The 20532-nt window shown below is 56.7% G+C and carries 21 protein-coding genes and 1 pseudogene; 9 read left to right on the forward strand and 13 right to left on the reverse strand.

The features are described from left to right. The first annotated feature begins 2 nt into the window (after positions 1 to 2). The gene (locus LG198_RS07430; protein ID WP_230342540.1) at positions 3 to 1310 is read left to right on the forward strand and encodes an LLM class flavin-dependent oxidoreductase; all 1308 of its coding nucleotides are present in this window, start codon (positions 3 to 5) and stop codon (positions 1308 to 1310) included. A 77-nt stretch (positions 1311 to 1387) separates the two neighbouring features. Further along, positions 1388 to 2890, forward strand: coding sequence for an alkaline phosphatase (locus LG198_RS07435; RefSeq protein WP_230342541.1), 1503 nt, complete (start codon positions 1388 to 1390; stop codon positions 2888 to 2890). Between the two features lie 14 nt (positions 2891 to 2904). Here LG198_RS07435 and ruvA read toward each other — a convergent pair whose 3' ends face one another. The 8 genes and pseudogenes from ruvA to LG198_RS07475 form a co-directional block, all read right to left on the reverse strand. After that, positions 2905 to 3492 carry a Holliday junction branch migration protein RuvA gene (gene ruvA / locus LG198_RS07440; RefSeq protein WP_230342542.1) on the reverse strand — a complete coding sequence of 196 codons (588 nt, stop codon included), beginning with the start codon at positions 3490 to 3492 and terminating at the stop codon, positions 2905 to 2907. After that, a complete protein-coding gene (gene ruvC / locus LG198_RS07445) occupies positions 3489 to 4031 on the reverse strand; it encodes a crossover junction endodeoxyribonuclease RuvC (protein ID WP_230342543.1) in 543 nt (180 codons plus the stop codon). The genes ruvA and ruvC overlap by 4 nt, the downstream gene beginning before the upstream one ends. Further along, a complete protein-coding gene (locus tag LG198_RS07450; protein ID WP_230342544.1) occupies positions 4031 to 4756 on the reverse strand; it encodes a YebC/PmpR family DNA-binding transcriptional regulator in 726 nt (241 codons plus the stop codon). The genes ruvC and LG198_RS07450 overlap by 1 nt, the downstream gene beginning before the upstream one ends. 153 nt (positions 4757 to 4909) lie before the next feature. Next, the gene (locus tag LG198_RS07455) at positions 4910 to 6577 is read right to left on the reverse strand and encodes a sulfatase family protein (RefSeq protein ID WP_230342545.1); all 1668 of its coding nucleotides are present in this window, start codon (positions 6575 to 6577) and stop codon (positions 4910 to 4912) included. Between the two features lie 211 nt (positions 6578 to 6788). Continuing rightward, a complete protein-coding gene (locus LG198_RS07460) occupies positions 6789 to 7703 on the reverse strand; it encodes a DMT family transporter (protein ID WP_230342546.1) in 915 nt (304 codons plus the stop codon). A gap of 30 nt (positions 7704 to 7733) precedes the next feature. Then, positions 7734 to 8114, reverse strand: a complete 381-nt coding sequence (locus LG198_RS07465) for a YybH family protein (RefSeq protein ID WP_230342547.1) — start codon at positions 8112 to 8114, stop codon at positions 7734 to 7736. A 27-nt stretch (positions 8115 to 8141) separates the two neighbouring features. Beyond that, positions 8142 to 8609, reverse strand: coding sequence for a YybH family protein (locus LG198_RS07470; protein WP_230342548.1), 468 nt, complete (start codon positions 8607 to 8609; stop codon positions 8142 to 8144). Positions 8610 to 8744: 135 nt separating this feature from the next. Continuing rightward, positions 8745 to 9242 (reverse strand): annotated as a pseudogene (locus tag LG198_RS07475) (MarR family winged helix-turn-helix transcriptional regulator); the annotation flags it as partial. Positions 9243 to 9421: 179 nt separating this feature from the next. On the opposite strand from LG198_RS07475, the gene LG198_RS07480 reads away from it, so the two are divergent. Continuing rightward, a complete protein-coding gene (locus LG198_RS07480) occupies positions 9422 to 9850 on the forward strand; it encodes a CBS domain-containing protein (protein ID WP_230342549.1) in 429 nt (142 codons plus the stop codon). A 21-nt stretch (positions 9851 to 9871) separates the two neighbouring features. On the opposite strand, the gene LG198_RS07485 is transcribed toward LG198_RS07480, so the two are convergent. From LG198_RS07485 to LG198_RS07495, 3 genes are read right to left on the reverse strand one after another with little or no spacing between them, the layout of a single operon-like run. Then, positions 9872 to 11722 carry a monovalent cation:proton antiporter-2 (CPA2) family protein gene (locus LG198_RS07485; RefSeq protein WP_230342550.1) on the reverse strand — a complete coding sequence of 617 codons (1851 nt, stop codon included), beginning with the start codon at positions 11720 to 11722 and terminating at the stop codon, positions 9872 to 9874. Continuing rightward, entirely contained in the window at positions 11722 to 12336 is a 615-nt protein-coding gene (locus LG198_RS07490) for an NAD(P)H-dependent oxidoreductase (RefSeq protein ID WP_230342551.1), read from the reverse strand. Before LG198_RS07490 ends, LG198_RS07485 begins: the two co-directional genes overlap by 1 nt. Before the next feature lie 3 nt (positions 12337 to 12339). Continuing rightward, positions 12340 to 12759: a secondary thiamine-phosphate synthase enzyme YjbQ gene (locus tag LG198_RS07495; protein ID WP_230342552.1), complete on the reverse strand. Its 420-nt coding sequence runs from the start codon at positions 12757 to 12759 to the stop codon at positions 12340 to 12342. Between the two features lie 151 nt (positions 12760 to 12910). On the opposite strand from LG198_RS07495, the gene fae reads away from it, so the two are divergent. The 6 genes from fae to LG198_RS07525 all read left to right on the forward strand — a co-directional run bounded on the left by fae (position 12911) and on the right by LG198_RS07525 (position 17884). Beyond that, a complete protein-coding gene (fae, locus tag LG198_RS07500) occupies positions 12911 to 13459 on the forward strand; it encodes a formaldehyde-activating enzyme (RefSeq protein ID WP_230342553.1) in 549 nt (182 codons plus the stop codon). 110 nt (positions 13460 to 13569) lie between these two features. Then, a complete protein-coding gene (locus LG198_RS07505; protein ID WP_230342554.1) occupies positions 13570 to 14691 on the forward strand; it encodes an ABC transporter permease in 1122 nt (373 codons plus the stop codon). A 4-nt stretch (positions 14692 to 14695) separates the two neighbouring features. Then, positions 14696 to 15469 carry an ABC transporter ATP-binding protein gene (locus tag LG198_RS07510; RefSeq protein WP_230342555.1) on the forward strand — a complete coding sequence of 258 codons (774 nt, stop codon included), beginning with the start codon at positions 14696 to 14698 and terminating at the stop codon, positions 15467 to 15469. 3 nt (positions 15470 to 15472) lie between these two features. Next, positions 15473 to 16423 (forward strand): MlaD family protein, encoded by a 951-nt coding sequence (locus LG198_RS07515; protein ID WP_230342556.1) that lies wholly within the window; start codon positions 15473 to 15475, stop codon positions 16421 to 16423. A gap of 8 nt (positions 16424 to 16431) precedes the next feature. Further along, positions 16432 to 17028: an ABC-type transport auxiliary lipoprotein family protein gene (locus tag LG198_RS07520; protein WP_230342557.1), complete on the forward strand. Its 597-nt coding sequence runs from the start codon at positions 16432 to 16434 to the stop codon at positions 17026 to 17028. Between the two features lie 28 nt (positions 17029 to 17056). Then, a complete protein-coding gene (locus tag LG198_RS07525) occupies positions 17057 to 17884 on the forward strand; it encodes an AraC family transcriptional regulator (protein ID WP_230342558.1) in 828 nt (275 codons plus the stop codon). A gap of 43 nt (positions 17885 to 17927) precedes the next feature. On the opposite strand, the gene LG198_RS07530 is transcribed toward LG198_RS07525, so the two are convergent. Together LG198_RS07530 and LG198_RS07535 are read right to left on the reverse strand one after the other, a co-directional pair. After that, positions 17928 to 19367, reverse strand: a complete 1440-nt coding sequence (locus LG198_RS07530; protein ID WP_230342559.1) for an efflux transporter outer membrane subunit — start codon at positions 19365 to 19367, stop codon at positions 17928 to 17930. Continuing rightward, on the reverse strand, positions 19364 to 20527 hold the full coding sequence (locus LG198_RS07535; protein ID WP_230342560.1) for an efflux RND transporter periplasmic adaptor subunit: 1164 nt from the start codon (positions 20525 to 20527) through the stop codon (positions 19364 to 19366). Before LG198_RS07535 ends, LG198_RS07530 begins: the two co-directional genes overlap by 4 nt. Between the last annotated feature and the right edge of the window lie 5 nt (positions 20528 to 20532).

Genomic DNA, 20532 nt, shown 5'->3' on the forward strand with positions numbered 1-20532 from the left:
CCATGAGCCAACCCCGTCAACTCAGCCTGGGCGCGTTTCTCATCCGCAATGGCCACCATGTGGCCGGATGGCGCTACCCGGACAATGTGCTGGATGACGATCCGTTTGCCGTCTACAAGGAAGCAGCGGAGTTGGCTGAAGCGGCAAACTTCGACGCCGTGTTCTTTGCCGATGCGCTCACCGCGGCTGCCGGCCCTGCGGGGCTGGAGCCGCTGACGTTGCTCAGCGCGCTGGCAGCGGTGACCAAGCGCATCGGCCTGATCGGCACGGCGACCACCACCTATAACGAGCCTTACCATATCGCGCGCAAATTCGCTTCTCTCGACCAGATTTCGCGCGGGCGTAGCGGCTGGAACCTGGTGACCTCGGACAATGCGTCCGAATCAGCCAATTTCGGCCTGCCACAGCATGTTTCTCATGCCGAGCGCTATGCCAGGGCACGGGAGTTTTATGACGTGGTGACCGGTTTGTGGGATAGCTGGGAAGAAGGCGCCTTTCTCAACGACAAGGAGAAAGGCATCTGGTTTGACCGCAGCAAGCTGCATGCGCTTGACCACCACGGCAAGCACTTCAATGTCGCCGGGCCGCTCAATGTGGCGCGCAGCCCGCAAGGGCGGCCGGTGATCGTACAGGCAGGCGGTTCCCAGGCAGGGCGCGAGCTGGCCGCAGAAACGGCGGAAGTGGTATTCACTGCCCACCCCACGCTGTCATCGGCGCAGGATTTCTACCGCGACCTCAAGGAACGGCTGGCAAAATACGGCAGGCAGCCGGACAGCCTCAAGATCATGCCCGGCATCTTCAGTATTATTGGCAAGACACAGGCAGAAGCTGAGGCCAAGTTCAACAAGCTGCAGGAGCTGGTGGACCCCGAATCCGGCCTGGCATTGCTGGGACGCATGATAGGCAACTTCGACCTTTCCGCCTATCCGGTGGATGGCCCGCTGCCGGAACTGCCGCTGACCGACAACGGCCAGCAAAGCCGGCAGAAATTGCTGACCGAGCTGGCGCAGGGGGAAAACCTGACCATTCGCCAACTGTATCTCAGGATCGCCGGCGCGCGCGGCCACCTCACAGTGATCGGCACAGCGGCAACCGTTGCGGATAAAATACAGGAATGGTTCGAGCAAGGCGGTGCCGACGGCTTCAACGTCATGGCGCCCTGGCTGCCGGGAGGCCTGCGCGACTTCACCGAACTGGTAGTACCGGAACTGCAGCGCCGCGGCATTTTCCGCACGCAATACCAGGGCAGCACGCTGCGCGAACACCTGGGATTGCAAAAACCGGTCAACCGGTACAGCAAGACTGCGTAACATCTGCCGATAGTTAGCCACTCAATGCCTGGTGAATATTCACCAGGCATTTTTATATGGGAAAGCATATTGAACAAATGAAACAGACACTATTCAAGATTTCCGCGTTTGCGGTCATCATGCTGCTGCATGGGCAGGCAACGGCAGAAGACGCCAACACCTGGTACCAGGATGGCCAGGAAGCCCTGGCAGCAGCCAAGAAGCTGCAACCCAACACGCGCAAGGCCAGGAACGTAATCCTGTTCGTGGGCGACGGCATGGGGGTTTCCACCGTGACGGCCGCGCGTATCCTCGAAGGCCAACTGCAGGGCCGTGATGGCGAGCGCAACAAGCTGGCTTTCGAGAAACTGCCATACCTGGCTTTGTCCAAGACTTATTCTGCCAACCAGCAAACCTCTGACTCCGCCTCCACCATCACCGCCATCGTCACCGGCGTCAAAACCAACGGCGGCGTGATCTCCGTCGACCAGCGGGTGCGGCATGAAGAAAAGGATGGCAACAAGGTCGACGCTGCCAGGCTCAAGAGCATTCTAGAGCTTGCCGAGCAACACGGCCGCTCCACAGGCGTCATTTCCACCGCGCGCATCACCCATGCCACCCCGGCCGCTACCTATGCCCACACTTCCGCACGCGACTGGGAGTCCGACAACAACATCCCTGCCGGTTCCAGGGTGAAGGATATCGCCTTGCAACTGGTCGACAACTTCGGTCCCGGCGGCATCGGCGACGGTATCGAAGTCGTGCTGGGTGGCGGGCGCAGCCGTTTTCTGCCTGATACTGTTGATGATCCTGAAAATGCCGGACAAAAAGGCGAGCGCCGCGATGGCCGCAACCTGGTGCAGGAATATGCGGACAAGTTTGGCGCGGCTTTCGTCTGGAACCAGGCGCAATTCGATGCGATCGACCCCGCCAGCACCAAGCGCCTGCTCGGCCTGTTCGAGCGCTCCCATATGCAATACGAGCATGACAGGCCCAACGACCCCGGCAAGGAACCATCGCTAGCCGCCATGACGGAAAAGGCCATCGACATCCTGAAGAAAAACCCAGAAGGTTATTTTCTCCTGGTCGAGGCGGGCCGCATCGACCATGGACACCATGCCAACAATGCCTACCGTGCCCTGACCGAGACCATCGCGTTATCGGACGCCGTGAAGAAAACCCTGGAAAAGGTCAATCTCGATGACACCCTAGTGATCGTGACGGCCGACCACAGCCATACCATGACGATCGGGGGCTATCCGGAGCGCGGCAATCCTATCCTGGGCAAAGTGAAGGTAGATGGTAAATTGAGCAAGGCGGCCGATGGTAACCCATACACCACACTCACCTACGCCAACGGCAAAGGTTACGCGGCCACGTCAGAAGGCCATGCTCCCCGCGGCGGGCGTATCGAGGACCTGAGCAATATCGACACCGCGCATCCCGACTTTCACCAGGAGGTCACCGTGCCGCTGGGCGGCGAAACCCACGGGGCGGAAGAAGTGGAAATCTTTGCAGGCGGCCCGAATGCCCACCTGTTCCAGGGTATTCAGGAGCAGCACTACATCTTCCATGTGATGAAAGATGCATTCGGCTTTTAGGTTTTTATAGGCTGTTAGTTTTTTGCAAGCGACTTGAGGGAAAGCTTGATACCCTCGGCAACCGCAATATCGGCTGGCAATTGCTTGACTGCGGCCAGCGCTTCGCGCTCGTTATAACCAAGCGCCAGCAGTGCATTCAGTACATCACCGCTGGCCGACTTGGCCTGCCCGGCAACACCTGCACCTGCTGTTATTCCATCAATGGAGAATTTGTCCTTGAGTTCCAGCAACAGCCGCTCAGCGGTTTTCTTGCCTATGCCCGGCACCTTGGTCAGCAGGCCGGGCTCCTGCAGGGCAACTGCCTGCGCAAGGTCATCCACGGAAAGACCACTCAGGATAGCAAGCGCTGACTTCGCGCCTATTCCGTTTACTTTCAAGAGCTGACGAAACGTTGTACGCTCCTGCTCACTACCGAAGCCATAAAGCAATTGCGCGTCCTCGCGCACGATAAACTGGGTAAGCAGGACGACTTTCTCACCAGTAGCTGGCAAATTGTAGAAGGTACTCATCGGCACTTCGCATTCATAGCCCACGCCGTTACAGTCGATCACCACCTGAGGCGGTGTTTTCTCGATGAGGATACCGCTCAATCTTGCAATCATATCAACCTGCCGCCCTTTACCCTGAATCCCGCTGTTGCCAGTTTACCCAAGCCCTGTCCGCCGTGCGCATGGCAAATCGCGCAGGCCAATGCATCTGCCGAATCCGGCCTGGGCAGGCCAGGCAGGTTGAGCAGACGCTTGACCATCTCCTGTACCTGGTCCTTGGCCGCATGCCCGTTGCCGACCACGGACTGCTTGACCTGTAGCGCCGTATACTCGGCGACCGGCAGGTTATTCAGCACCAGAGCGCTGATCGCGGCCCCGCGCGCCTGGCCTAAAAGCAGGGTGGATTGCGGATTGACGTTGACGAATACTTTTTCAATGGCCGATTGCTGGGGCTGGTAGGTAGCAATCACTTCCGCCAATCCATCCAGAATAGTTTTGAGCCGTGTCGGCAAGTCTTCGATCTCGCTGCCCTTGCCAGTGGTGGTCTTGATGGTGCCGCTCGCCACATAGGCGATTTTTTCACCCGTTTTCTCGATCACACCGAAGCCGGTGAGCCTCAGGCCGGGATCGATGCCGAGTATGCGCAGCGTCATTACTCCTCGATCACGGCGTTAGTATAGACTTCCTGCACGTCATCCAAATCTTCCAGCGCATCCAGCAGTTTTTGCATCTTAGCCGCATCGTCACCGGTGAACACGGTTTCATTTTCCGCCCTCATGGTGACTTCAGCCAGCACGGCTTTCAGGCCGGCCGCCTCCAGCGCTTCCTTGACGGCTGTGAAGTCGCCAGGGGATGTAATGACCTCTACGCTGCCATCCTCATCCGTGACAACATCTTCCGCGCCCGCATCAAGCGCGGCTTCCATGACCTGGTCTTCACTGGTGCCCGGCTCGAACACCAAGACGCCACAGTGCTTGAACATGAACGACACCGAGCCATCGGTGCCCAGGTTGCCGCCATTCTTGCTCAGCGCATGGCGTACATCCGCTACCGCGCGCTGTTTGTTGTCCGTGAGGCAGTCGATAATGATGGCTGCGCCGCCGATACCGTAACCTTCATAGCGGATTTCCTCGTAATTGACGCCTTCAAGCTCGCCGGTGCCACGCTTGATCGCACGGGTGATGTTGTCCGCGGGCATATTCTGTTCCTTGGCCTCAGCCACGGCAGCGCGCAGGCGCGGATTGAAGTTAATATCCCCGCCGCCGATACGTGCGGAGACAGTGATTTCCTTGATCAGCTTGGTGAAAATCTTGCCACGTTTAGCATCCTGACGGCCTTTGCGATGCTGAATATTGGCCCATTTTGAGTGCCCTGCCATTTGTAAAATCCTTTGATTGCGAATTGTGCAAAAAACCTTGCGGATTTTACCATAGAGGGCTAGCCGGCTCACCATCGCCGGGATAGTATCCATGGTGCCCATCTGGGATTGTCGGCAGTAGTTAACCGCAAGGCACCATGAGCCAAGCGCTGTTTATTTCAACAATTCCTGCAACTTTCTCTCGCCCTCCCTCAGCGCTTCAGCCGAGCCTTTCACTTTGGCATCCTTGTCAGGCTGGTCGGGGATGAAGCCGGAGAAAATCTCTCCGTGGTTATAGCCTTTCAGCCACTCGCGCGGGAACGGCGCCAGCTGCTCGCCAGTGCCTTCGTAGCGATAGACCTGGCCTTGGTTTAGCCGCTGGTTGTAAGGAATGACATTTTTCCCCTGCTGATCGCTCAGATCTTCATAAAGCTGCTTGCGCAGCGCGATCTTGGCCGTGATGATTTTTTCATCATTGGAGTCGATCAAGTTGTGCTTTTCCTGCGGGTCATTCTTCATGTCGTACAACTCTTCCTTGTCCCACACGCCGTAATACTGGATGTATTTGTATTCCGGCGTGCGGATGGCAAACGTGGTGGGCGTTTGCGGGAAGCTGTATTCCCAGAAGTACTCATAGACGAAGTAGTCTTTCCGCTTCGGCGCACCGCTGCCATCAAGGCCAAGCTTCCAGAAACTCTGGCCGTCATAGTGCTGCGGCGCCTGCACGCCTGCCGCATCGAGAATCGTCGGGGCGATGTCGATGTTCCTGACGATTTCCTCCACCACTTTTCCCTTGGCGAATCCGGGGCCTGACGCAATCAGCGGTACGCGGATCGATTCTTCATAGGCTGTGCGCTTGTCGATCAGGCCATGCTCACCGAACATGAAGCCGTTGTCCCCCATCACCATGATGATGGTGTTCTTGTCCAACCCTTGCTGTTTCAGCCACTCGCGCACCCGCCCCACGCTGTCATCGACGGCACGCAGCGTTTCATAATAGTCGCGCTGGTATTTCTGGATATCCAGATCCGTGTTGTAGGGATAATCGACGCCATGCCAGCTATTGCGCTGGTTTTTCACCCACATCGGTTTGCCGGCATAGTTTTCCGGCGTGTCTGCATAGGTATCGGGCAGCGGGAACTTGACATCCTGCATGCTGCCGCGGTGACGCTTGGCCGGCAGGAACTCGGAATGCACGCCTTTATGCGACAGATACATCATGAAGGGCTTGTCCTTGTCGAGTTGGTTCAGCCAACTCACCGCATAGTCGGTCAGTTCGTCAGTAATGTAGCCCTTTTGCGGCACCAGTTTTCCGTCGACATTGAGCATGACCGGCTTGCCATAGTTATCAATCGGGTAATAGCTGCCCTGCCCTAGCAGCCCGACCCAGCGGTCAAAACCGGCAAAGCCCTTGGTGGCAGTCTGGTCGGCGCCGCCGAAGTGCCATTTGCCAAAGAAACCGGTCTGATACCCTTTGTCACGCAGCCGTTCCGGGAAATAGTTCAGATGGGAAATATCCATCGGGTTGTTATCCGAAACGCGGTGGTTATGGGCGTACATGCCGGTCAAGATGCTGGCGCGGCTCGGCGAGCATAACGAGGTGGTGACGAACGCATTCTTGAAATGCGTTCCCTCCTTGGCGATGCTGTCCATGTTCGGCGTGCGAATCGACGGATTCATAAACCCGAATGCATCATAGCGTTGGTCATCCAGCAGGATGTACACCACATTGGGCTGCTTGCCGTTGGCCGGTGTTGCAGGCAAGGCGGCAAACGAGGCCGCCGGCACGACAGATTGTGACCAAGCCAACGCTATCGCGGCGATGAATTTTTTCCTTTTCACGGTAATTCCTTATGACTCTATACCGTAACGTGCGGACTGGATGAGGCTGGCGCTGGCGGTATTCACTGCTCTAAAAGCAGGCGTGCCGGGCTCGCAAATCCGTAAGCGTCAACCGGTCATGGTTGAAAACTGCTCTCCTGCGCCTGCTCCATGGTGGGAGTATTGGCGGACGGACAACAGTGTCAATGATAAATCAATTCATTGCCCGGATTCAGTCCTGCCCCATGGCTGGGTCGACTTCTTCCTTGCGCCGCATGCTGTGCAGGGAAATGATCAGCAAGGCCACGCCAATCAGCAGCATGCCGATGATCTCTCCGCGGCTTGGGTCTTCTCCCAGTTGCAGCCAGGCAGCCAGCACCCCGATCACCGGCGCCAGCAGGGATGTCATGCTGGCAATCCCGGCGGGCAGGTGTTGCAATGCATAAAGCCAGAGCAGCCAGGCCAGCGCATTGCACAGCACCGCATTGAACAGCACGGCGCCGATGAAGTTGATGCTCCAGTCGATAGGCGGCGCCGGCACGATGAAAGCCACCACCACCAGCGGCAGCGAGCCGAACAGCATCTGCCAGGCGGTGAGCGACATAAGGTCGAGGTCGGGCACGCGCTGGTGCAGCTTCTTGGCGACAATCACGGAAATCGCCCAGAACACGCCGCCCAATATCGCAAGAAACATGCTGAACAGGTCTGATCCCAAATGCAGCGGATCGAGGATAAACAGCAATCCCATCACTGAAAACAGCACGGCCAGCCATTGCATGCCGCGGATTTTCTCGCCCAGCAACGGCCAGGCCAGCACCATGACCCAGAACGGCATGGTGTAGGTCAACACGGCAGTCTTGCCCGCCCCGCCCTCCACCAGCGCCCAGATGATGAGGCCGGTAAAGCCGCACGTCTGCAATATGCCCAGCCAGATCAGGGTGGGCACTTCGCGCGGTTTCAGCGGTTTGCGCATCAATACCAGCAGCGCAAACAAGCACACGGCGCCATAGAAAGTCCGCATTGCGCCGAACTGGAACGCCCCTGCATAGTCCAGCGCATGCTTCATGACCACCCAGTTGTAACCCCACAGCACGGCCAGCAGCAGCAACGCCGCAAAAGCACGCACAGTGGTCGATCCCGCTTTCATGTCAACTCCCGGCACAAGGCCCTGGTTAAGTTAATTCCAGATATGGCTCAGCAGCTTCCAATGACCGTCAGCCTGCTTTTTGTACAAAAGATGCACGTTGCCGCTGAAACTCTGGCGTTGACCTTGCGCATCGACCACGGCAGCGCTCCAATGCCCGCGCTGGAAAGCGAGGTTACCGTCTGCCTCGGCATGGATCAAATCCAGCTTGTGGTCGATGATGCCCTGGGCAATGGAAGTCTTCCAGAAACTCAGCAGCGCATCCTTGCCGTTGATCTGCGGTGCGCCGGAAGGCAACACGGTCGCTGCATCATCATAAAAGGAGGTTACAAGCGCATGATCCTTGGCATTGAAGGCAGCATCCCAGGCCTGGTTGAGTTGCTCGGCTGTGGCTTTGAAATCTGAACTCGACATCGTTATTCCCTTTGCGTTGTAAAAAGGTTAATTCCAGGTATGGGTGAGGATTTTCCAGCTGCCGTCATCCTGCTTTTTGTAGAGAATGTGCAGGTTGCCACTGAACTGCTGCGGCTCGCTATCCTCGCTCTTGAGTACGGCACTCCATTTGCCGCGCTGGTAAAGCGTGTTGCCGACAATGCCGGTTTCCACATTCGTGATCTGGTGCTCGGCAAACCCCTTGGCAAACAGGCCGGACCAGAAATCTGCAATCGCCTGGCTGCCAGTCACTTGCTCACCGCCAGCCGGCAACAGGCTGCCATTGGCATCGTAGTAAGAGCTTAGTGTACCGGCTGAAGCCTGGGCAAAAGCCTCATCCCATGCTGTGTTGAGCTTGCTCACGATGGCTTTAGCGTCTTCTTCACTAGGCTTGGCATTGCATTGATAAACGGCAACAGCAGCGATAGCCACCAGTGCCAGCAAAACGACAGCGACGATAACCTTGCTGATCTTCATGATGATGCTCCTCTCTTGATTATAGAAATACGTGCTTACTGCTTAACTACCCTTGCTTGGCGCCTGTTCAGACTTTTCATGAGGTTGAACAGGCGCTTTAAACGATGTGCCTGAAGCATTGGCACCAGGCGCATCAAATGCCGTGATCCCGGCATTAAGCTTGACCAGGATGCCGTTGAGCATATCCCGCTCCGCTTCGTTCACCCCGGCCATGCAGTGACGCAAGCGCGTGTAATAATCCGGCATCACCTGGTCCAGCTTTTCCTGGCCTGGTGCCGTGAGCCTCACGGATACCCGCCTGCGGTCATGTTTATCAAATATACGCTCGACCAGGCCGTCGCGCTCTAAACCATCAATCAAGCCGGTCATCGTGGCGCGGCTGACGCCTGCCTTTTCTGCCAGCACGGAAGGCAATGAGATGCCATGCTCTTCGCGCATGAGCAGGATGAGCACCCACCACCGCCCTTGCAGCAGACCATGCCGGCTCAAGCAGGCATCGAGCGCCAGGGAAAGATCGCTCGCCACGCGCAAGAGGTGCAGAAAGGAAGATACCGCACTGATATCCGCTTCCGGATAGCGCGCGGAAAACTTATCCAATACGGCTTTGCTGGGAAGGTCTCTGAGCTGCAACATAATTAGCCGAATTATAATTAGCTGACTAATTATGTCAATCACTATTCAACTCGCCATGGTCATGCCTGGGATATTCAGGACAACAAGGTCAATATTTGTTGCCTGCTCAAACATTTAACCATGACACAATAAGGTGTATATTGGGCTTACGCCAATAAGAAAACAACGGAGGAGCCAACATGAAAACCGTGAGGCAAGTTCTGGAAACCAAGGGCAGCACTGTTTATTCCGTCGCACCAGAAAGCCTGGTCTATGACGCATTGCTCATCATGGCCGAGCACCATATCGGCGCGTTGGTGGTCACGCATCGCGACCAGATGGTGGGCGTTTTTTCCGAGCGCGACTACGCACGCGAAGTGGTCATCAAGGGCAAGACCTCAAAAACCACCACTGTGGGCGACATCATGTCAGTGCAATTGATCACGGTCAGCCCGGATGACACCGTCGATCACTGTATGAACCTGATGTCAGGCAAACGCATACGCCACCTGCCCGTGCTAGAAGACGGCAGACTGATAGGCCTGCTCTCGATAGGCGACCTGGTCAAGGAAACCATTGCCTATCAGGAGTTCCTGATCAAGCAGTTGGAAAGTTATATCCAGAGCTAGGCAGAAGCCGCTGCCTAAGGATCAGTCCTTGGGCGCGGGAGCTTTGGTTTGCCCTTCCCAGGCATTGTTATTGAGGCCGGCAACAACCTCTTCCATTTCCCGCGTCAAGGTCCGCTGTAGATCCTGCCGCGTGCGCACGCTATAGGAAACCACTTTCTGCATGTCGGTGTGGATAGGGTGCAGGCCATGCATCATTTTTTCATCGTTTTGCCTGAACTTCCATGCCGTGCTGTAGGCATGGAAGGCACCGTAGCCCATTTCACGCAATGCCTTCTCGCCCAAATGCACGGCGCTGAGAAAAGTCTCCCGCACGCAGTCTATGCCCAGATCCATGTAGTCAAACACATAGGTGCGGTTGCGCGCCCGTGCAAGTATCTTGACATCGGGATAATGCTGCCGCACATAACGCGCTGTTTCCAGCGTTTCCTCTGCATTATCTATCGCCAATATCAGCAGCTTGGCATGCGCAATGCCGGCAGCCCGCAGCACATCCGGCCGGGTAATATCCCCATAGTAGGCCCGGTAGCCGAAACTGCGCATCAACTCGATCTGGTTGGGGTCATGCTCAATCACGGTGGGCACCACGCCGGCACTGGTCAGCAGACGGGTAATGATCTGCCCCACACGGCCAAAACCAGCGACGATCACAGGGCGTGCTTCCTCGAATTCGTCATGGTGTCCGTCCTTGCGCCGTTGTTGCAGCAAACGGCGATAGACAAAATGGAAACCCAGCAGCAACAGTGGCGTTGTCACCATGGACAGCGCCACTACCGAGTTGAGCAAAGCTCCGTGCTCCTGGCTGATGACCTTGGCGTCTACGGCCCCGCTGAAAATGACGAAAGCAAACTCGCCCACCTGGGACAATGTGACGGCAAACATCAGGCCGCCGGCATTATCAAGCCGGAACGCCTTGGCAAGGCCGAACAGGAGCACCAGCTTGAACAGGACAAAAGCCAGCGCCAAGCCTACGATCAGGCCCGGCTGCTGTAATACCAGGTCCAGATTCACCGACATGCCCACCGAGATAAAAAACAGGCCAAGCAGCAAGCCCTTGAACGGCTCTATGTCGAGTTCCAGCTCCTGGCGGTATTCCGAGTCGGCCAGCAATACGCCGGCGATAAAGGCGCCCAGCGCCATGGATAATCCAACCAGCGTCATGAGGATGGAAACGCCGATGATGAGAAACAGGGAAAAAGCGATGAATATCTCACGCAAACCGGTGTTGGCGATATAACGCAGCACCGGCCGCAGCAGGTACTGCCCGCCGAGTATCAGGAGTATGACCAGCGACACCGCCTTGAGGATGGCGAGCCAGTCCATATGCACACCGTGCGCGGTATGCGCGCCCGGGGCAATCACCAACAGCAGGATCATGATCGGGATCACGGCCAGGTCCTGGAACAACAATACAGAAAAAGCGGAACGGCCCGATGGTCGGTTCAATGCGCCTTGCTCCGCCAGAATCTGCATCGCAATCGCTGTCGATGACATGGCGACTCCCATGCCGACCACCAGCGACAAGCGCCAATCCAGATCAAAAGCAGTGCCAAGACCATAGACAATCCCGCCGGTCAGCAACACCTGCAACCCGCCCATGCCAAAAATTGGCAGCCGCAGCTTCATGAGCTTGTCAGGCTCGATCTCAAGGCCGATCAGGAACAGCATCATGACGACGCCGAACTCGGAGAAATGCATCACGGTTTCGGTATCTGCCACCAATCCCAGTCCCCAGGGGCCGATGACGATGCCTGCAAAGAGGTATCCCAATACGGAGCCCAGCCCGATGCGCCGGAAGATAGGTACCGCCAGGACGGCTGCACCCAGGTAGATAGCGCCTTCCAGCAATAATGGGGGAATATGGGCGGTTGCCATCAAGAAGCCTCTACGCCGTTTGCCGGCGCCAGGTATTGCGCCTCTTCCGCTTGCAGGCTGTCTACGTCAGGAGGCCAATCGCCTGCGACAAGATTGTCCAGCCACGCGGCGTAACTGCTAGCCTGTTCGTGCAAAGCGGCGTCACTCAAGGTATCGGCAGCCTGGGTGAGGAAGGGCTGCAGATAACGCATATTGCATAAGCGTGCAGTCTGCTCAAACGGCCGTAACAGTTCAGCAAGTGAAAAACGATTGTAGCCATTGCGCTGGTAGACACCTTCCGACCCGCCCGTGGACACGGCTTGCACCCATGCCTTGCCTGTCAGTTTGGAAGTGCTTTCGCCGTAGGCCCAGCCATAACTCAGCACCGTATCAAACCAGCTCTTGAGCAAGGCGGGGCAGGAATACCAATACAAGGGGTGCTGGAACACGAGTACATCATGTTCATCCACCAGGGCCTGCTCCTGTTGCACATCGATCATCTGCTCGGGATACTGGGCATAAATATCCCTCACCTGAACCCCGGTGCAAAGCGCAGCAGCATCAAGCAAGGCACGGTTTACTCGCGAATTCTCCAGCATGGGGTGGGCCGCCACGACCAGCACGCGTTTTTTCAATGTTCATTCGCCTATGATTTTGACGAGCACACGCTTGTTGCGGCGACCATCGAACTCGCCATAGAAAATCTGCTCCCATGGGCCGAAATCCAGATGGCCGTCCGTAATCGCCACCACTACCTCGCGCCCCATGACCTGGCGCTTCATGTGCGCATCGGCATTGTCCTCGCCGGTATCGTTGTGACGGTAGTTGCGGATAGGCTCGTGCGGCGCGAGGCGTTCCAGCCATTCGCGATAGTCATGATGCAGGCCCGATTCGTCATCATTGATAAAGACACTGGCGGTAATATGCATGGCGTTGACCAGTACGAACCCCTCGCGTACGCCGCTTTCGCGCAAACAGGCTTCCACTTCGTGGGTAATATTGATGAATGCCACGCGCGAAGGCGCATTGAACCAAAGTTCTTTACGGTAACTTTTCATGAGTTTTGCCTTAAAAAATGGTAAGCCGGGAAATTATAGCCTGCCGCTGTTGTCATTGAGTGGCCCGCTAGCATTTTTGCATTTGCACCGGATTTAAGTTAAAACTACTCGATTCCACATTTCCATCCAATCAGAAAAGTAAGGAGCAACAATGAGTGACAAGATTTTCATGCGCGTCGGTGAAGCACTGGTAGCTGGTGGGCCTCCGGGCACGGCTGCAGAGCCTGAAGTCATCATCGGCGAAATGGATGGCCCCATGGGCACCGCTTTCGGCACGCTGCTCGGCGACCAGGTCAAGGGCCACTCCCGCGTGCTTGCCATCCTCAATACCGATATCATGGTGCGGCCCGCCACCATCATGGTGAGCAAGGTCACGGTCAAGAACGAGCGTTACACCAATATCCTCATGGGCACCGTGCAGGCAGCGATTGCCAACGGCGTGCTCGATGCCGTACGCAACGGCGACATCCCCAAGGAAAAAGCCAACGACCTCGGCATCATCGTCTCCGTCTGGCTCAACCCGATTGTGGTCGAGCAGGACAACCTGGACCACAAGATACTGTTCGACATCCATCGCAAAGCCACTGCCAACGCCATCCACAAGGCCATGAGCAACAAGCCCGACATCGACTGGCTGCTGGAAAACCAGGAAAAAATCGTGCATAAATATTTCCAACTGGGTCTGGACGGCAAAATTTAATCTGCTATAACCCATTTAGGATGGCATCGGCATTACACTTGCCGATGCCATCCTCGTAGTCCCAATCATTTACCATCCGGTATGGCTGGCGCAACAATCAAAGGATGCTCATGGCTGCAGCAAGTTTTCAGGTAGAGCAGGATGCCCAAGGCAGAAAGCGGATTGCCCTTAGCGGGCAATGGTCGCTGCGTGCCCTGGACAATGACTTTGCCCAGTTGCGCCATGCCCTCAAACCCTATTTTTCAGATCCTGCCGCGCAATGGGACCTCACCCGGGTGGAGCAACTGGATACCGCCGGCGCAGCAGTGTTGTGGAACGGCTGGCAAGGCAAGCTGGAAGAAAAGGTAGCACTCACTGACGAGCAAGCTCAATTATTTGATACCCTGGCGACTATCCAGGCCGAGTCCCCCGAGAAAAAGGCCCCGCGTTTTGACTGGCTGAAGCTGGTGGCAGCTTCCGGCAAGCTCACGATTTTCATCACCAGCCACGTCGTAGACTTCGTCAAGCTGCTGGGATTGCTGGTGATAGAACTGGGCTATCTCTTGCGGCGCCCACAGGATTTCCCCTGGCGCGAATTCAGCGCCAACATTTACAAGAGCGGCGTCACCGCTTTACCAGTCACGGCGTTGCTCGGCTTCATGATTGGCATTGCCATGAGCTACCTCATGGCCACCCAGCTACGAACCTTTGGCGCGGACATCTTTATCGTCAATATCCTTGGCCTGGCCATCATCCGCGAGCTTGGGCCCATTCTGATGGCAGTGCTGGTCGCTGGTCGTTCGGGCTCCTCCATGGCAGCGCAAATAGGCGTCATGCGCGTCACGGAAGAAATTGACGCGCTTGCCACCATGGGCATTTCCCGCATCCTGCGCGTTGTCCTGCCGAAAGTGTTAGGGCTTACTTTTATCGCGCCGTTCCTGGTCATATGGACCTCGGCCTGGGGATTGTTTGGCGGCGCCCTGTCTGCCAACCTCGAACTCGGCCTGGGCTTCCGTTTTTTCTTCGACTATCTCGCTACCGTGGTACAACCGGTTAACCTTACCCTGGGCCTGATCAAGGGCGTCATGTTCGGTTTCATTGTCGCGGTAATGGCCTGTCATTTCGGATTGCGCATCAAGCCCAATACCGAAAGCCTGAGCCGCAGCACCACCAGTTCCGTGGTCACGGCCATCACCTGTGTCATCCTGATCGATGCCGCCTTCGCCATCCTCACCAGCGGCATAGGGGTATAACGCGATGGCCGAGCAAGCTGTGCGCCCCATCTGTGAAATCCGCAAAGTCTGGACCGTATTCGGCAGCAATGTCGTGCACCAGGACCTGGACCTTACGATTAATGCCGGGGAAATCGTCTCGCTGGTCGGCGGCTCCGGCAGCGGCAAGACCACATTGTTGCGCCATATCGTCGGCCTCACCCGACCAACCAAGGGCGAGGTATTGCTATTCGGCAAGAACCTGCACGAGATGGATAGAATCCCGCAGCAGCGCCTGATGAACCGGCTGGGCATGTTATTCCAGCAAGGGGCCTTGTTCTCCGCCCTGAGCGTGTTTGATAACATTGCCTTTCCCCTACGCGAGCTCAAGCAGTTTGACGAGGCGACCATACGCCAGCTGGTGCTGCATAAACTCTCGCTAGTGGAAATGGAGCCGGATACCGGCTCGCGGCTGCCCTCACAACTTTCTGGCGGCATGATCAAGCGGGTGGCGCTGGCCCGCGCGCTGGCCTTGGAACCGGAATTATTGCTGTTGGACGAGCCTACGGCCGGGCTCGACCCGGACCGCAGCGAGAAGTTTGTCGAGTTGATCAAGAGTATCAAGCATGCGCTTGGACTGACCGTGATTTTTGTCACCCATGACCTGGATACCCTGGTATCGCTTACCGACAAGGTAGCCGTGCTTGCAGACAAGCGCATCGTCGCCAATTGCGGCTTGCGCGAGCTTGGCAATATCGATCACCCTTTTGTGCAAAACTTTTTCCAGGGCGTTCGTGTCCGATTGGAAAGAACTGGATAACTTATGGAAAACCGCGCCCATGCCCTTGCCGTTGGCATTATTACCCTCATACTATTGGCCATTCTCGCCTTTGCATTCTGGTGGATGAGCGGAACGCGCCAATCGCTTACCGAATATAAAATCATTTCCAAACAACCGGTCACCGGGTTGAGCCAGGAAGCCTCGGTCAAGTTCCGCGGCGTCAATGTCGGCAAGGTTTCAAAGATTGCCCTGGACCCGGAATCTCAATCAGAGATCGAAATCACTATACGTGTGGATGAAAAACTGCACCTGACCAAGGATGCCTATGCCGAGCTGCGTGCTCAAGGGGTCACCGGCCTCGCCTACATCGACCTCAACGACCCGAACGATAATGGAGAACAGCTGGCCCAGGGCGCACTTATCACCATGCGTCCCTCGCTGATCGACCGCATCTCCGAACGCGTGCCGCAACTGGTAGACAAGGTGGAATCCTTCGTCAATCATGGTGTGGCAACCATTGAGCATGCCAATGCCGTGATGCAGAGCATCGATGTGCAGAGCCTGAACCAAACCCTGTCCAACCTGGAACAGGCATCGTCCAACCTTGGCCCGACGCTGGCATCCGCTAACGAAGCCTTTGGCAAGGCCAGCAAGTTCATGTCGGAGCAAAACCAGCAGCAGTTCTCGCAAACGCTCACCAACCTGCAAGACGCTACCAACGCCGCTACACCGCTGCTCAATGAGCTGACTGCGGCGGTACAGGATGTACGCGGCATGACTGGTGACATTCGTAACAGCGCCGGCCTAATTGGCGATACGCTGAATAATGAAACTCTGCCGCGCCTCAATGAATTGACGGCGACTGCCAACGACGATGCGCGACGTATCAGCCGCTTACTGGATATGCTGGAAGAAAACCCGCAAAGCCTGATTTTCGGAAAACCGGAATTGCGCCCCGGCCCAGGCGAATCCGGATTTAAACCTGCTCAATGAGGTATCCCATGCAAAAAACATCATCGCTTGCCATCCTGTTGCTGGCGGCCGCTACGCTCAACGCTTGCGTCAGCTCGATCAAGCCTGAAACCAAACAACTGGACTTTTATGACTTCGGCCTGCAATCCGCAGAAAACCGGGTCGAATTTGCCTTGCCGATTGAGAGCCTGAATGCCGCTGATGCAATCCAGCACAGCAACATCCGTTATCGCCTCAATTACAAAAACCCTTCCCAGGTATTTGGCTATGCGGAAAGCCGCTGGTCAACCCTGCCTTTGGATCTGGTGCGCCAGAAGCTAGCCAATACTGCCCCAGCCCATGCCTCATGCAGCCTCAAACTGCAAATCCTGGCCTTCGACCAAGTATTCGACAGCGCAAGCAGCAGCCAGGGCATTGTCCAGCTACAGGCAAGCTTGGTGGATCGCCGTTCGCGCAAACTGGTGCAATCCACGCTGGTTTCAGCCCAGAGCCCTGCGAGCAGCGGTGATGCGAAAGGCGGCGTGGCCGCGCTCAATACCGCCAGTACCGAAGCGTTAAAACAAGCTGCGCAATGGGCGGGCGAAACCAGCGCTGCCGCCAGCGAATGCCAGGCTGCTGCAAACTAGCAGCGATAATATCGATCCGCATCCCATCATGCCTGAGACAAAAGTCTATCCGGCCTTTCGTGATATCAATCGCACCTTCCCGGATCCTGACCTGTCATCCCTGCCCGTTGTGTCCCTGGTAGGCACCTACTCCAAGGGCTGGCAGGTGGAACCACATGCGCACCAGCGCGGGCAATTGCTGCTGGTCACCTCAGGCAGCATGCGTGTGGAAACGAAAGATGGTTCCTGGATTACGCCTCCCGGGCGCGCCTGCTGGATACCCAGCAAAGCCACACATAAAGTGACTTATACCCAGGCTGCAGAAATGCAGACGGCGCTGATCGTTCCGGAATTGTTGGACGGCCTGCCCAAACACTGTTGCGTCATCAAGCTGACGCCACTATTGCGTGAACTGGTATTGCAGGCAGTGGCGATAGACAATCAATATTCCCTGCATAGCCGCGAGCACAGACTGATGCAGGTCCTGATAGACCAGATCGGCCTTGCCCAGGAAACCCCGCTATTCCTGCCCGAAGGGCGCGACCCACGTCTGCGCCGCGTGACGGAAAGCCTGCATCGCAACCCGGGCGATGACCGCAATATCGAGGAATGGGCGCAGCTTGCCGGTGCCAGTGCGCGTACCCTGGCACGCTTGTTCCAGAAGGAAACTGGCATGACATTTTCGGCATGGCGCCAGCAGCTATGCCTGATACGTGCGGTAGAAATGCTGATAGAAGGTCAGAGCATCACCAACATTGCCCTGGCATTGGGCTATGAAAGCACCGCCGGGTTCACCAGCATGTTTTCACGCACTATGGGAGAGTCTCCCAGTAATTACCTCACACGCCTGTCGCAGGACAAACCCGTGACTAAATAATCTGAGAACCGGTTCTCGGAATGGACACGTTTACGATCATGCCCTAGCTGGACGACTCATCCGCAGCCTGTTCTTGCTGCCAGCCGCCGCCTAAAGCGCGTATCAGCTCTACACTGGCACGCAATTGGCTGACATTAAGTGTAAGCAATGCACGCTGGGTATCCAGTGCCTGCGTTTGCGCCGAAGTGACTTCAAGATAATTGGCAGCCCCTTCGCGATAACGGTTCATCGCAAAATCCATGGATTTCTGTGCAGCCTCGGCAGCGGCCCGTTCCGAGTTGGCAGCTGTCTGGTAATGGTTGAGGCGCGCAAGGTTATCCTCCACCTGCTGGAATGCCTCCAATACCACGTTGCGGTAACGTGCACCGACCTCTTCCAGCACAGCCTCGGCTTGGGCAACCTGGGCCTTGCGGCGTCCGCCATCAAATAACTGGAACACCATGCCCGGACCTATCGACCAGAAATTGCTCGGCGCATTCAGCCAGTTGCCGGTGGAAACACTTTGATAGCCAAAGGCGGCGCTGAGGCTGAGCGCGGGAAAGTAAGCCGTTTTTGCGACGCCAATACTGGCATTGGCTGCCTCTACGCGCCTTTGTGCCGCGGCAATATCCGGCCTACGCTGCAACAGCGTTGAAGGCACGCCCAGCGGAATTTGCGGCAAGGCAACCGGTGTTTCCTTGCTGGCAATGCTGAAGCTCGAAGGCGACTCGCCGACCAGTGCAGCAATGGCATGCTCGACTACGGCACGCTGCGCCTTGACCTGCTCCAGTTGAGAGCGCGTGGTTTCAAGTTGCGTTTGGGCACGGCTGACATCCAGCCCGGGCACGACACCGGCATCATGGCGCGTGCGGGTAATGGACAAGGCTTTGTCATTGGCCTGTACGGTTTCTTCAAGGATATGCAGTTGCTGGTCCAGGCCGCGCAGCACGATGAAATTATCGGCAAGCTGTGCCTGCAGGCTCAAGCGCGCGGATTCAAAATCAGCTTCGGCAGCGATGGCCTCGGCCACGCCCGCCTTGACTGCGTTGCGCACCCGTCCCCATAAATCCAGCTCGTAATTGGCCTGCAAGCCTATGCTGTAATTGGAATAAGTAGGTGGGATAACCGCATTGGGCGGTACCAGCGGACGGTTTTCAGATACCCGGTTGCGGCCTGCCTGGCCATTTGCCGACAGTGAAGGGAACAGGCCGGCGCGGGCTTGTTCGCTATAGGCCAAAGCCTGCTGGTAATGGGCAAATGCCGCTGCCAGGTTAGGGTTGTTGGTGATCAGCTTATCCTGCAGCGCATTGAGTTCTTCATCGCCATACAGCTTCCACCAGGCGCCGCGCGGCAATTGGTCCGCAGGCTGGGCAGGCACCCAGGGCTGCACTTCCTTGTAGGCTTCAGCAACCGGCACCTCCGGTAACTTGAGTTCGGGTGCGAATGAACAGGCACCCAGCAAAGCGAGCAGGCTGTAAGCCATCGCATGCCTTCTCATCCTCATGACTTGCCAGCTCCTGCATCAGGCTTGGAAACCACACGCACCTGCAAGCCATCGGCTATATCCTCAGGCGGACTGTCCACCAGCCTGTCATCCGCGCTGATGTCCCCGCTGAGCTCTATTGTCCTGCCCAGGTCGCGTGTAATCGTCACCTCTTTAAGTTGTACCTTGTCATCTTCGCCCAACACCGCGATATGCACACCATCCTGGCGGATGATCAACGCGCTGGCGGGAATACTTAGTGTCGCTGCACTGGAGGGAAGCTCCAGACTGGCGCGCGCAAAGCCTCCCGGCAATAACTCGCCATCATCATTCGGCACCAGGAACTGGAACAGGGTAGTACCCGAAGCAGCATCGACAGACTGTGCGGATGCCACCAGGCTTGCTGTATACACCTTGCCTGGCTGGCCTGGGATACTGACCTTGGCCACGGTGTCTTTGCCTATCGCCGGCACATAACTTTGCGGCACATTGACATACAGGCGCAGCTTGCGCGTATCGGACACTACGAACAAGGGTTGAACACCTTCACCGGCATTGATCAGGGCGCCAATATCGGTTGAGCGTGCGGTGACCACGCCAGCGAAAGGTGCAACCAGTTTGGTGAAGCCCTTGGTAGCCTGGATGCGGTCCAGGTTGGCCTGTGCAGCTTGCAGAATAGCCTGTTTGGCGGCGTAATCACCCACCCGCTCATCCACTTCCTGCTTGGAGACCGAATCAGTATTGAGCATGGATTGCCAGCGTTTGGCGGTCGTCCCTGCCAGTTCGGCATTGACCCTGGCACTCGCGACATCGGCCTTGGCTTGCAGCAACTGCTGATCCAAGTCGGGGGTTTCGATTTCCGCCAGTACCTGGCCCGCCTTCACCTGGCTGCCGATATCGGCACTCCAACTTTTGAGATAACCGCTGGCGCGCGCATAGATAGGCGCCCGCGCAAAAGCTTCGAGGCGGGCAGGCAGTTCCAGAGTACGCGCGGTAATATCGCTCGAAGGCTTGATCACAATCACAGAAGGAATAGCCTGTTCACCAGTCCATTGCTTGAGCTCTTCATTTTCCTTGGCACGAATAGTGAGGCCATAAACCACGATCGCCACCGCCACCAGGGCAACTACCAGGCCACCCTTACGCAATGTACGGCGCGGCGCACTAAGATCAGATGACATTGACT

It is taken from the genome of Methylobacillus arboreus (genome assembly GCF_020532725.1).
Lineage (GTDB): Bacteria > Pseudomonadota > Gammaproteobacteria > Burkholderiales > Methylophilaceae > Methylobacillus > Methylobacillus arboreus.